Source organism: Ruegeria marina (assembly GCF_900101475.1).
GTDB lineage: Bacteria > Pseudomonadota > Alphaproteobacteria > Rhodobacterales > Rhodobacteraceae > Ruegeria_B > Ruegeria_B marina.
This window is the reverse complement of record NZ_FMZV01000003.1, coordinates 1-11,455: the sequence shown is the minus strand read 5'-3', so window position 1 is coordinate 11,455 and position 11,455 is coordinate 1. Positions and strand designations below refer to the sequence as shown.

13 protein-coding genes are annotated in these 11,455 nt (G+C 63.3%); 8 read left to right on the top strand and 5 right to left on the bottom strand.

What is annotated here, in order from left to right:
- The first annotated feature begins 65 nt into the window (after window positions 1-65).
- The gene (locus tag BLT75_RS04670; protein ID WP_093028248.1) at window positions 66-506 is read left to right on the top strand and encodes an NUDIX hydrolase; all 441 of its coding nucleotides are present in this window, start codon (window positions 66-68) and stop codon (window positions 504-506) included.
- A gap of 347 nt (window positions 507-853) precedes the next feature.
- Here BLT75_RS04670 and pyrF read toward each other — a convergent pair whose 3' ends face one another.
- Window positions 854-1,588, bottom strand: coding sequence for an orotidine-5'-phosphate decarboxylase (pyrF, locus tag BLT75_RS04665; protein WP_093029020.1), 735 nt, complete (start codon window positions 1,586-1,588; stop codon window positions 854-856).
- A gap of 170 nt (window positions 1,589-1,758) precedes the next feature.
- Complete coding sequence (locus BLT75_RS04660; RefSeq protein WP_143028518.1) at window positions 1,759-2,019, bottom strand: hypothetical protein; 261 nt, start codon at window positions 2,017-2,019, stop codon at window positions 1,759-1,761.
- Between the two features lie 218 nt (window positions 2,020-2,237).
- Here BLT75_RS04660 and clpB point away from each other — a divergent pair, with 218 nt between their 5' ends.
- From clpB to BLT75_RS04645, 3 genes are all read left to right on the top strand, one after another.
- On the top strand, window positions 2,238-4,856 hold the full coding sequence (gene clpB, locus BLT75_RS04655; RefSeq protein WP_093029018.1) for an ATP-dependent chaperone ClpB: 2,619 nt from the start codon (window positions 2,238-2,240) through the stop codon (window positions 4,854-4,856).
- A gap of 109 nt (window positions 4,857-4,965) precedes the next feature.
- A complete protein-coding gene (locus tag BLT75_RS04650) occupies window positions 4,966-5,718 on the top strand; it encodes a class I SAM-dependent methyltransferase (RefSeq protein WP_093028244.1) in 753 nt (250 codons plus the stop codon).
- Window positions 5,719-5,774: 56 nt separating this feature from the next.
- The gene (locus BLT75_RS04645; protein WP_093028242.1) at window positions 5,775-6,470 is read left to right on the top strand and encodes a DUF6629 family protein; all 696 of its coding nucleotides are present in this window, start codon (window positions 5,775-5,777) and stop codon (window positions 6,468-6,470) included.
- Between the two features lie 3 nt (window positions 6,471-6,473).
- Here BLT75_RS04645 and BLT75_RS04640 read toward each other — a convergent pair whose 3' ends face one another.
- Both BLT75_RS04640 and BLT75_RS04635 read right to left on the bottom strand, forming a co-directional pair.
- The gene (locus tag BLT75_RS04640) at window positions 6,474-6,869 is read right to left on the bottom strand and encodes a hypothetical protein (protein ID WP_093028240.1); all 396 of its coding nucleotides are present in this window, start codon (window positions 6,867-6,869) and stop codon (window positions 6,474-6,476) included.
- Window positions 6,870-6,998: 129 nt separating this feature from the next.
- Window positions 6,999-7,436 (bottom strand): DUF302 domain-containing protein, encoded by a 438-nt coding sequence (locus BLT75_RS04635; protein WP_093028238.1) that lies wholly within the window; start codon window positions 7,434-7,436, stop codon window positions 6,999-7,001.
- A gap of 113 nt (window positions 7,437-7,549) precedes the next feature.
- On the opposite strand from BLT75_RS04635, the gene BLT75_RS04630 reads away from it, so the two are divergent.
- The 4 genes from BLT75_RS04630 to msrQ all read left to right on the top strand — a co-directional run bounded on the left by BLT75_RS04630 (window position 7,550) and on the right by msrQ (window position 10,929).
- A complete protein-coding gene (locus tag BLT75_RS04630) occupies window positions 7,550-9,103 on the top strand; it encodes an FMN-binding glutamate synthase family protein (protein WP_093028236.1) in 1,554 nt (517 codons plus the stop codon).
- A gap of 105 nt (window positions 9,104-9,208) precedes the next feature.
- Window positions 9,209-10,108: a protein-methionine-sulfoxide reductase catalytic subunit MsrP gene (msrP, locus tag BLT75_RS04625; RefSeq protein WP_093028234.1), complete on the top strand. Its 900-nt coding sequence runs from the start codon at window positions 9,209-9,211 to the stop codon at window positions 10,106-10,108.
- Window positions 10,109-10,120: 12 nt separating this feature from the next.
- Window positions 10,121-10,327, top strand: a complete 207-nt coding sequence (locus BLT75_RS24740) for a GDCCVxC domain-containing (seleno)protein (RefSeq protein ID WP_093028232.1) — start codon at window positions 10,121-10,123, stop codon at window positions 10,325-10,327.
- 5 nt (window positions 10,328-10,332) lie between these two features.
- Entirely contained in the window at window positions 10,333-10,929 is a 597-nt protein-coding gene (gene msrQ, locus BLT75_RS04615) for a protein-methionine-sulfoxide reductase heme-binding subunit MsrQ (RefSeq protein ID WP_093029016.1), read from the top strand.
- 157 nt (window positions 10,930-11,086) lie between these two features.
- Here the strand turns inward: msrQ and BLT75_RS24575 are convergent.
- Window positions 11,087-11,455, bottom strand: a 369-nt coding sequence (locus BLT75_RS24575; RefSeq protein ID WP_218128842.1) for a hypothetical protein, incomplete at its 5' end; no start/stop codon positions are given.

The window sequence follows — 11,455 nt, the reverse complement described above, 5'->3', positions numbered from 1 at the left end:
GAATCCGGTTGCAAGGCAGGCTATAAGCTGGCCCTATCTAGCCCGACTCGCAACGGAGTGGAAAGCTGACAAAGGCCGAGACGGAATTTTCCGGCGCAAAGCTGGCCCTGTTCCTGGGACCGTCCCTGCTGGTGATCCGGCGCGACGACCGGGCCGATATTCCGTGGCCCGACCACTGGGACCTGCCCGGCGGCGGGCGCGAGGGTGACGAGACGCCGCTTGCCTGTGCCCTGCGCGAAACCCGCGAAGAGGTTGGCCTTGCCATTGCCGCTGCCAAGGTCACCTGGCGAACCAGTTACCTGCGGGCGCATGGCAGGATCTGGTTCTTTGCCGCGCACCTGCCCGCCGCCCATGCCGAGCTTGTGGTGCTGGGGGACGAGGGCCAGGAATGGCGGCTCATGCCGCCTGTCGATTACATCCGTCATCCGCGTGCCGTGCCGCATTTCGCCGAGCAATTGGGCAAGTACCTCGGCAGTCCTGCATTTGGCCTGAGGGACTGTGTTTAGCCTCTGTCAAGCGGCGTTTTCTTGCAAGAAAGGCCCCCCGCACGCCCGGCGGGGGGAGGTAACGAACCTCAGGAAGACATGGTTCGTTGGGGAGTGTCTCACCCCAAGGGTCGCTCGAATCCTGATATTTCGGTAGCATCGAATACCTCACCGCGAAAACTCACCTTTTTGATGTGTTTTTGGGGGCACACCGTCATTATGACGCGAAAACGGAGGAAAGACCGAGTTATCAGGCCGTTATTGACCAAGACGCGGGTGACGTAGGGTCATTTGAGGCGCTCGCGCAGGGAGTGTCAAATTTTTTTACCTGGCAAGTTTCGCCGGGAGCCCCGCCCTGGGCGCATGCTTCAGGCCCGCTTCGGCGTGATCACCCGGGACGATGCCATTTCATGCAGGATAGATTCGACTGCGGCGCGCGGGTCGGCCGCCTGCACCACCGGGCGCCCCACCACGATGTGATCGGCCCCGTCCGCGATGGCGCTTGCCGGGGTGGCGACCCGCTTCTGGTCGCCCAGAGCGGCGCCTGCCGGGCGCACGCCCGGGGTCACGATCAGTCGCCCGACAGCCTCGGGCAGGGCGCGGATCGCCGCGGCCTCCTGCGGGCTGGCGATGACACCGTCGGCACCGGCCGCAAAGGCACGGGCGGCGCGTTCGATCACCAGGTCGCCGACCGCGCCCGGCACCATCAGCCCGGCGTCCAGATCGGCCCGTTCCAGCGAGGTCAGGATCGTCACCGCGAGGATTTTCAGATCCTTGCCCGCGGCTCCCTCCTTGGCGGCGCGCACCACATGCGGGTCGCCGTGCACGGTCAGGAAATCCAGCTCGAACTGCGCCAGTCCGCGCACCGCCGCCTCGACCGTGTTGCCGATGTCGAAGAGCTTCATGTCGAGGAAGATGCGCTTGCCGTGTTCCTGTTTCAGCTCGTTGGCGAGCGCCAGCCCGCCGCCGGTGAGCATGCCCAGGCCGATCTTGTAGAAGGATACCGTGTCGCCCAGCTTCTCGGCCATGTTGAGCCCGGCCAGCGCGTTGGGCACATCGAGGGCGACGATCAGCCGGTCGTCGGCGCGGGGTGTATCGGTCATCAGGGGATCCTCCGGCTGGGGTCGCCCGTACATAAGGGGCAGGCCCGGCCGAGGCAAGCGCGGATCGGGGCGGGGCGGCTCCCGCGCCTGAACGCCACCCTTTCAGGGTGACATTACAGCCTTGGGCCCAGCGCCGCGCGTGCCGCGCGGCGCGGTGGCAAAAGCTGATATCAGGCGCTGCCCGGTGCCAGGCGCTTGTCGATCTGCAGGTGTTGCTTGCCGGTGCGGAACTCGGGCATCCGGCGCATCTGCCGCAGCGCGTCGCCGACAAAGGCCTGGGCGCGGGACACGGCGCTGGTTTCCCCCGGCAGATCCAGCGAGCAGAACAGGGTCACGATCCGGTCGGCCAGTGTCAGGCAGACGCTGGCCGAGTGGCGGGAGGTATCGGCGCAATAGGTGTAGCGCGAGATTTCGATATTGGTGATCAGCATCACGGGTCTCCATGTTTCTCGGCCCATTTGACGTTCCAAATATTGCCAAATCGCGGAAACAATGGGGTGAAATAGGGAAAATTGGATCGAACCGGGACTTCTTCCGGACAGGCTCTTGAAGCACGGGGATTTGTTCCCAGATTGATCGAGAGGCCCGAACCGCCGCGTGCTGCCAGGCAGGCGCAGGCAAGACAGGGCGCTTGGAAAAGGAGAGAATGATGGACTTGTCGAAGTTCACCGAGCGTGCACGCGGATTTGTGCAGGCATCGCAAACCATTGCACTGCGCGAAGGGCACCAGCGCCTGGCGCCCGAACACCTTCTCAAGGCATTGATGGATGACGATCAGGGGCTGGCCAGCAACCTGATCACTCGCGCCGGTGGCGCACCGGGCCGCGTGGTTGAAGCGCTGGAAGTGGCGCTGTCCAAGATCCCAAAGGTCAGCGGCGACGCGGGCCAGGTCTACCTCGATGGTCAGACCGCCAAGGTTCTGGACGAGGCCGAAAAGATCGCCAAGAAGGCTGGAGACAGCTTTGTTCCGGTCGAACGTATCCTGATGGCGCTTTGCATGGTAAAATCCAAGGCCAAGGACGCCTTGGATGCCGGCGCCGTCACCGCGCAGAAACTCAACGAGGCGATCAACGACATCCGCAAGGGCCGCACCGCCGACACGGCGAGTGCGGAAGAGGGCTATGACGCGCTCAAGAAATACGCCCGCGACCTGACCGAGGCCGCAGCCGAAGGCAAGATCGACCCGATCATTGGCCGCGACGAGGAAATCCGCCGCTCGATGCAGGTGCTCAGCCGCCGGACCAAGAACAACCCGGTGCTGATCGGTGAACCCGGCGTCGGCAAGACCGCCATCGCCGAGGGCATGGCGTTGCGCATCGTCAATGGCGATGTGCCCGAAAGCCTGCGCGACAAGAAGCTGCTGGCGCTCGACATGGGCGCGCTGATCGCAGGCGCGAAATATCGCGGCGAGTTCGAGGAACGGCTCAAGGCCGTGCTGAACGAGGTGACTGCGGCCTCGGGCGAGATCATCCTGTTCATCGACGAGATGCACACGCTGGTCGGCGCCGGCAAGTCCGAAGGTGCCATGGATGCGGCCAACCTGATCAAACCGGCGCTGGCGCGCGGCGAATTGCACTGCATCGGCGCCACCACCCTGGATGAATACCGCAAATACGTGGAGAAGGACGCGGCCCTGGCCCGCCGGTTCCAGCCGGTCATGGTCGAGGAACCGACCGTCGAGGACACGATCAGCATCCTGCGCGGCATCAAGGAGAAATACGAGCTGCACCATGGCGTGCGCATCTCGGACTCGGCGCTTGTCTCGGCGGCGACGCTCAGCCATCGCTACATCACCGACCGGTTCCTGCCGGACAAGGCGATCGACCTGATGGACGAGGCGGCCAGTCGCCTGCGGATGGAGGTCGACAGCAAGCCTGAAGAGCTTGACCAACTCGACCGCCAGATCCTGCAAATGCAGATCGAGGAAGAGGCGCTGAAACGCGAGGACGATGCCGCATCGAAAGACCGGCTCGCCACGCTGCAAAAGGACCTTGCCGACCTGCAGGAGAAATCCGCCGAGATGACCGCCCAATGGCAGGCAGCGCGCGATCAACTGGCTTCGGGGCGGGACCTCAAGGAACAGCTCGACCGCGCCCGCGCGGAACTGGAAATCGCCAAGCGCGAAGGCAACTTGGCCCGTGCCGGTGAGCTTAGCTATGGCATCATTCCAGGTCTGGAAAAGCAACTGGCCGAGTCCGAGAACCGCGAAGGTTCGGCCTTGATGGCCGAGGAAACCGTGCGCCCCGAACAGATCGCGGCGGTGGTCGAACGCTGGACCGGCATCCCGACCTCGAAGATGCTCGAAGGCGAGCGCGAAAAGCTCCTGCGCATGGAGGACGAGCTGCACAAGCGCGTCATCGGCCAGAACGCGGCCGTGACCGCCGTGGCAAACGCGGTGCGCCGGGCCCGCGCGGGGCTGAACGACGAGAACCGCCCGCTGGGCTCGTTCCTCTTCCTCGGACCGACCGGCGTCGGTAAGACCGAGCTGACCAAGGCCGTGGCCGAATACCTCTTTGACGATGACGCCGCGATGGTGCGCATTGACATGTCCGAGTTCATGGAGAAACACTCGGTCGCCCGCCTGATCGGTGCGCCTCCGGGCTATGTCGGCTATGACGAGGGCGGGGTGCTGACCGAGGCGGTCCGCCGCCGGCCCTATCAGGTGGTGCTGTTCGACGAGGTGGAAAAGGCCCACCCGGACGTGTTCAACGTGCTCTTGCAGGTGCTCGACGACGGTATGCTGACCGACGGTCAGGGCCACCATGTCGACTTCAAGCAGACGCTGATCGTGCTCACCTCGAATCTCGGGTCGCAGGCGCTCAGTCAACTGCCCGAAGGGTCGGACGCCAGCGCCGCCCGGCGCGACGTGATGGATGCGGTGCGGGCGCATTTCCGGCCCGAGTTCCTGAACCGGCTCGACGAGACGATCATCTTTGACCGGCTCAAGCGCGCCGACATGGACGGTATCGTGTCGATCCAGCTGGCACGGCTGGCCAAACGTCTGGCCACCCGCAAGATCGGGCTGGATCTTGACGACGCGGCGCGGACCTGGCTGGCCGATGCGGGTTACGACCCGGTCTATGGCGCACGCCCGCTGAAACGGGTGATCCAGCGCGACCTTCAGAACCCGTTGGCCGAGAAGCTGCTGGCCGGCGAGATCAGGGACGGCGAAACAGTGGCGATCACCGCCGGCCCCGAGGGGCTGATCATCGGCGACCGGGTGGTCAGTTCGAACCGCCCGCGCCCCGACGACGCCGTGGTGCACTGATCCGGGACGTCGCGATTACAAGGCCCGCCAGCAATGGCGGGCCTTTTCTTGTGCGGCGGCCCCCGCTGTGCCATCACCTGCACAACAACCGCAAACCCGAGGACCCGCGATGGACGAACTGGCCCTGCTGACCGACCTGCACCGCGACGCCGCGCGGCAGGGCCCCGGCAGCGATGCCGCAACCCGCCAGGCGCTGGCCCTCTCCGGCCTCACCGGGCGCAAGGGGCTCAGGATCGCCGATATCGGCTGCGGCACCGGCGCATCCACGCTGGTTCTGGCGGCCGACCTCGACGCCACGATCACCGCTGTCGATTTCCTGCCCGACTTCCTGTCCGAACTGACACTCCGGGCGCAGGCCGCCGGGCTGAGCGGGCGCATCACCTGCCAGGTCGCGGCAATGGAACAGCTTGATTTCCAGGATGCCTCGCTCGACGCGATCTGGTCCGAGGGCGCGATCTACAACATCGGCTTCCGGACCGGCCTGCGCGCATGGCGGCGTTTTCTCAGGCCGGGCGGTGTGCTGGCGGTCTCGGACCTCACATGGCTCACCGCCGAACGCCCGGCCGAGCTCGACGCCTATTGGACCGCCGTCTACCCCGAGGTCGCCACCGCCGGCACCAAGATCGCGCAGCTCGAGGCCGAGGGCTACACCCCCCTTGGATACCTCCCGCTGTCCGGCGCGTGTTGGCTCGAAAACTACTACCGGCCCATGCAGGCCAGGTTCGATGCCTTCCTCGCCCGCAACCCCGGCCCCGACGCGCAGGCGATCGTCGCGGCCGACCGGCAGGAGATCGCGCTTTACGAACGGTTCTCCGATTTCGTCAGCTACGGGTTCTATATCGCGCGCAAGACCGGCGATTGACCGGGCGGTTTGCCCGTTGCCCTGTTCTCTCCTAAGCTTGTGCCGAGGAGGCTCCCATGTGTTTTTCGGCAACGGCCAGCTTTGTCGCCGGCACCGTCCTGATCGCGGGCGGGGCCGTCGCGCTGCGCAAGACCCCCGATCTCGGGCCGCGATTCCTGGGCTTTGCCGCCTTCCCGATGTTCTTCGGTATCCAGCAGATATCCGAAGGCCTCCTGTGGCTGTCGCTCGACGGCCCGGACCCGGTGCCGCCCAACGCGGCGGCGCTGGTCTTCCTGTTCTTTGCCTACTGGTTCTGGCCGGTCTGGGTGCCGCTGTCCTCGACACTCGTCGAACCGGACGCCGCCCGCCGGCGCATTTTTGCGGGCCTGTCCGCCTTTGGGTTCTGCCTTGGTGCGGCGCTGTACCTGCCGTTGCTGCTGACTCCGCAGACGCTGGACATCTCCCTCGTGCGGCACTCGATCCAGTACAAAAATCCGGGCCTGTTTCCGGGCGAGGCTGCCAAGACGGCCGCCCGCCTAGTCTATGCGCTGGTGATCTGCTTGCCGCTGGCCGGGTCGTCACATGCTCAGGTGCGCATCTTCGGCGCGCTGATCGTGGCCTCGGTCGCGGCGGGGTTCGTGTTTGCCGCCTATGCCTTCACCTCGATCTGGTGTTTTCTTGCGGCAATGATTTCCGGCTACATCGTCTACATGGTGTTCGTGCTGGCGCGCGAGGACAGGTCCGGAGAGCCGGCTCGGCGCAACCTGTCCTGAGCGTCACCCGCTGGCGGTGCGTTCGTCACAGGTCTTCTTGGCCTGCGCGACGGACAGGGTGTTGCCGATGATCCCGACATCGTTGGTCAGGGCAGGGGCCGCCCCCTGCGGTGGGGGCGTGAATCCAAAGGTCACTGCCTGCTCGCCGGGGCGGGCAAGGCTGGGCGAGGGGCCTTTCCACACATAAAGCCGCTGATTGCCCGGCTTTCCCAACCGGGTCAGCGCGTGGTCGCCCGCCCCGCACCAGTAGATCGCGTTTTCCGAGAAATCGGCCACGACCTCGATCAGCCCATCCGTCAGCGGATAGGCGGCTGAGCGCGACTCGTTTCCAGCCATCGCCGCCGCCCCGTTCACAAGGACACCGATGGTGGCAACGGCAAGGGTAATATCTCTGGCCATGGCATACTCCTTTCTGTTGAAAGGATTACGCCTGACCGGCCCGGTCGGATCGAAATCCGCCGTTGGGTTTGTACAAAACGGTCGATCCCGCCTTGAAACGGCGTAGAAAAAGGTCAACCCGGCCTGTGTCTACTCGCCCACCGCCTCGCGCACGATCCCGTCCAGCAACTCCTGGACCTCCTGCATCGGCCCCTCCGGGAAGCTGCGGAACCCGACCAGAACCTCTTCCGACCCGGCCTTCTGCGCGACGAAGATGCCATAGGGGCAGAATACGATGTTCATCGGGTCCGCCTCCATCACCCGGCGCGAAACCGTGGCCGAGCAGAAGGTGTAGACTTCTGCTTTTTCAAAGAGAATCACGTCCGATCCCACGTCCATCCGGGTGCGCTCCAGCATGTCGCCCACATAGCTGACATGGTCCACGACCAACCCCCGGCCCACGATGGCGCTTTCCACGGCGAAGGCGATGTCGGAAAAACTCTCGTCAGCTGAATAGGTTATCATGTCCTGCGCGGATGCGGCCCCCGCAGCTGCCGCAAGCGCAAGGCCCATCATTAACTGTTTCATAGTGTTTCTCCCATTGTGATGTGACGTGGCTTGCGCGACACGCCGTTCGATTACACTCTCAAATCACTGATCGCGTTTGTCCTTGAGCCACATCAATATATCGGAGTTCTTGAATGGGGTTCGCATATAATTCCATCGAAGTCATGGCCATCATCTTCATAGGCGTCCTGGGAACCGGGGCGTTTCTTGGGGTGACCCTGTTCTTCATCGACCGGTTCCAGACCCAGGACGCGATCCGTCGAAACTATCCGGTGATTGGTAGATTTCGTAATATCTTTACGGAACTGGGTGAATTCTTCCGGCAATATTTCTTTGCCATGGACCGCGAGGAGATGCCCTTCAACCGGGCGCAGCGGAACTGGGTCTACAATGCGAGCGAGGCCAAGGGGAACACGGTCGCCTTCGGCTCGACCCGCAACCTGAACATTCCCGGCACACCGATTTTCATGAATGCGCCCTTCCCACCGCTCGACGATCAATACGCGACGACCGAACCGATGCTGATCGGCCCGACGTGCCGCCAGCCCTATCTTGCGCCGTCCTTCTTCAATATTTCCGGCATGTCCTATGGCGCGATTTCCAAACCGGCGATCAAGGCCCTGTCTCGCGGCGCCAAGGCGGCCGGGGTGTGGCTCAACACCGGCGAAGGGGGCCTTTCACCTTACCATCTGGAAGGGGATTGCGATATCGTCTTTCAGATCGGCACCGCCAAGTTCGGCGTCCGCGATGCCGAGGGAAATCTCAGTGACGACAAGTTGCGGGAAGTGGCGGCGATCCCTCAGGTCAGGATGTTCGAGATCAAGTTGAGCCAGGGTGCCAAGCCCGGCAAGGGTGGCATCCTGCCAGCCGCCAAGATCGATAAAGAGGTTTCGATAATCCGTGGAATTCCAATGGGAAAGGATGCGATTTCCCCCAATCGTCACCGCGAGGTGAACGATTTCGACGGTCTGCTCGACCTGATCAGCCACGTACGTGAAGTCACCGGAAAACCGGTTGGCATCAAGACCTGCATGGGCTCTGCCGACCCGTGGTTCGAGTTTTTCCGCAAGATACGCGAACGCGGCGAGGACAGCGCGCCGGATTTCATTTCCGTTGACGGGGGCGAAGGAGGGACGGGCGCCGCGCCGATGCCCTTGATCGACCTCGTTGGCCTGCCCCTGCGCGAGGCGCTAATCCGCATGGTGGACCTGCGCGATCTGGCCGGGCTGCACGACCGCATCCGAATTGTCGCCAGTGGCAAGCTGGTGGCCCCGGGTGACGTGGCCTGGGCCATCTGCCTGGGCGCTGATTTCATCGCCACAGCGCGCGGGTTCATGTTCTCGTTGGGGTGCATCCAGGCTCTGAAGTGCAACAGGAATACCTGCCCGAGCGGGATCACCACCCATATCCCGTCCTTGCAGAAGGGACTCGTGGTGCATGAGAAGGAAAAGCGTGTTGCCGCCTATGCCCGCTCGGTGATTGGCGAAGTCGAGACCATCGCCCATTCGGTCGGAGTAGCCGAACCTCGCCAGATGCGCCGGCGGCATGTGCGGATCGTCTGCGATGACGGAACCTCGGTACAGATGAACGATCTTTACCCCTCGGTTCTGCTCGGCGCCGAAGGTTTGGCCCGGGCGCGCGGCAACAAGCAGTTCGAGGACGGGTTAAAGCGCCTCGGCGTCGTCTGAGGTGTGCGATTGTTACAACCCGGCAACGCAGGTGTGAAGCGAATTGCGTTGGCCTGAGGACCCGTCGGGTCTAGGTTTCTGTCAATGCATGACACGGAGCGCTTAATGGCCCATCGCTGGACAAACGACCTGACCCTCGCCGACATTACGCCCGAGGCGGCTTTCCTGAATCGCAGGCAGGTGCTGGCTGGCTTGGGGGCAACCGGGCTGGCCATCGCGGGCAGGCAGGCGCAGGCGGAAACGCTGGAGCCCAACAGCTGGGACGAGATCACCAGCTACAACAACTTCTACGAATTCGGCACCGACAAGGACGATCCGAAGAAACATGCGCACCAGATGACCATCACGCCCTGGAGCGTGCGTATCGACGGCATGGTCGACCGACCCGGCGATTACCCGATCGAACAGATCATGGCGGCGATGACCATCGAAGATCGCATCTATCGCCTGCGCTGCGTCGAGCGCTGGTCGATGGTGGTACCCTGGAGCGGTTTCGAGCTGGCCGATCTTCTGGCCATGGCCGGGGTGCAGGCCGGGGCACAATACGTCGCCTTCGAGACCCTGCTCCGGCCTTCGGAAATGCCGGGTACCCGTTACAACGTGATCGAGTGGCCCTATGTCGAGGGACTGCGGCTGGACGAGGCCATGCACCCGCTGACGATCATGGCCACCGGTCTTTACGGCAAGCCGCTGCCGAAACAGAATGGTGCACCGCTGCGGCTCGTGGTGCCGTGGAAATATGGATACAAGTCGATCAAATCGGTGGTGCGGATCACCCTGACCGACCGCCAGCCGCCAACAGCCTGGAACAAGTACAGCGCTACCGAATACGGGTTCTACAGTAACGTGAACCCGAACGTGGACCATCCGCGCTGGAGCCAGAAATACGAACAGCGGGTCGGCGGCGGGCTTTTCGCGCGCAAGGTCGAGACGTTGATGTTCAATGGCTACGAGGCCGAGGTCGCGGAACTCTACGAGGGAATGGACCTGGTCAAGAACCACTGAGAGCCGAAGACAATGCTTCAGACCCGATCGGTGATCACCTGTCCACGATGCGGCGCCCGCCACGAGGCAGAGATGCCGACGGACGCCTGCCAGTGGTTTTTCGACTGCCCCTCCTGTCGGGCGGTGCTGAAACCCAGGCCGGGGGATTGCTGCGTGTTCTGTTCCTACGGGTCGGTGTCCTGTCCGCCGGTACAGCGGGGTGAGGGGTGCTGCGGGTGACGGCCGTGGCCCAGATCAACGCCTTGCTGCGACGGATCCCCGTAGGGGCCGTTTACATGATTTGCGGGATGCTGCCGGTCTGGTACCTCTACCTGGGCCTGACCGGCGGATTGGGGCCTGAACCGATCAAGGCGCTCGAACACGAGCTGGGCGAATTGGCCCTGAATTTCCTGGTTGCCGGGCTGGCGGTAACGCCGCTGCGCCGGTTCGCCGGGCTAAACCTGCTGCGGTTCCGCCGGGCGATCGGGCTTCTGTGCTTCTACTTCCTCTGTTGCCACCTTCTGGTCTGGCTGCTGCTCGACTTGCAGATCCTGTCCGAGATCTGGACCGATATCGTGAAGCGGCCCTATATCACCGTCGGCATGGCGGCGTTCCTGCTGCTGCTGCCGCTGGCCGCGACCTCGAACGACCAGTCGGTGCGCAAGCTTGGACCGCTGCGCTGGCGGCGCCTGCACCGGCTGGTCTATCCGGCAGCGCTTCTCGGCGGGCTGCACTACCTGCTTCTGGCAAAAGGCTTTCGAATTGAACCGCTGGTTTACCTCGGGCTGATCGGAGTGCTGATTGCGCTGCGGGTGCCGTCGCTGCGGTCGCGCATGGCGTGAGAGAGGAGGCGCCTGCGACTCGCCCGAGTCTGTAGGTGGTTTTTTTGATAACGCCGAAAAACCGGGTCCGACTCGGAAAACGAGCGGTTTTCTATCAAGGGCAGGTGGGTCCGAGCCGGGAACAAGGACGGCATTTTCCCGGTATACATTGATTTCTTTAAGGAAAATAAGAATTGCCGAAAAAACTTCGCCCAATTTGCTTTTTCTGCTTGCGGGATCTGAGAGCATTGCATAGATAGCCCCTCACCGGCGGCGCTGAGGTGCTGTTGGTGGTCTGAGAGAGGGCCGGACGCGCTGGAGAGACGGCGGCATTCGAGGGATGATCGGGGCGGGCGCGCTGAGGTATTGGCGCAACGGTCTTGTTTTTGGCCTTCGGGATGCAGTGTTGTTTGACATTGATGGATGACTGAAGAGATATGCGGGCGGTTTGGTTCGTTTCGACGAGCGAATGTCTGTATATCGCACTGGTAGGGTTTTGGCCCGATGATCCAGTGTCAGCTTCACTGTTTGAGCGTGCAACGTTTCT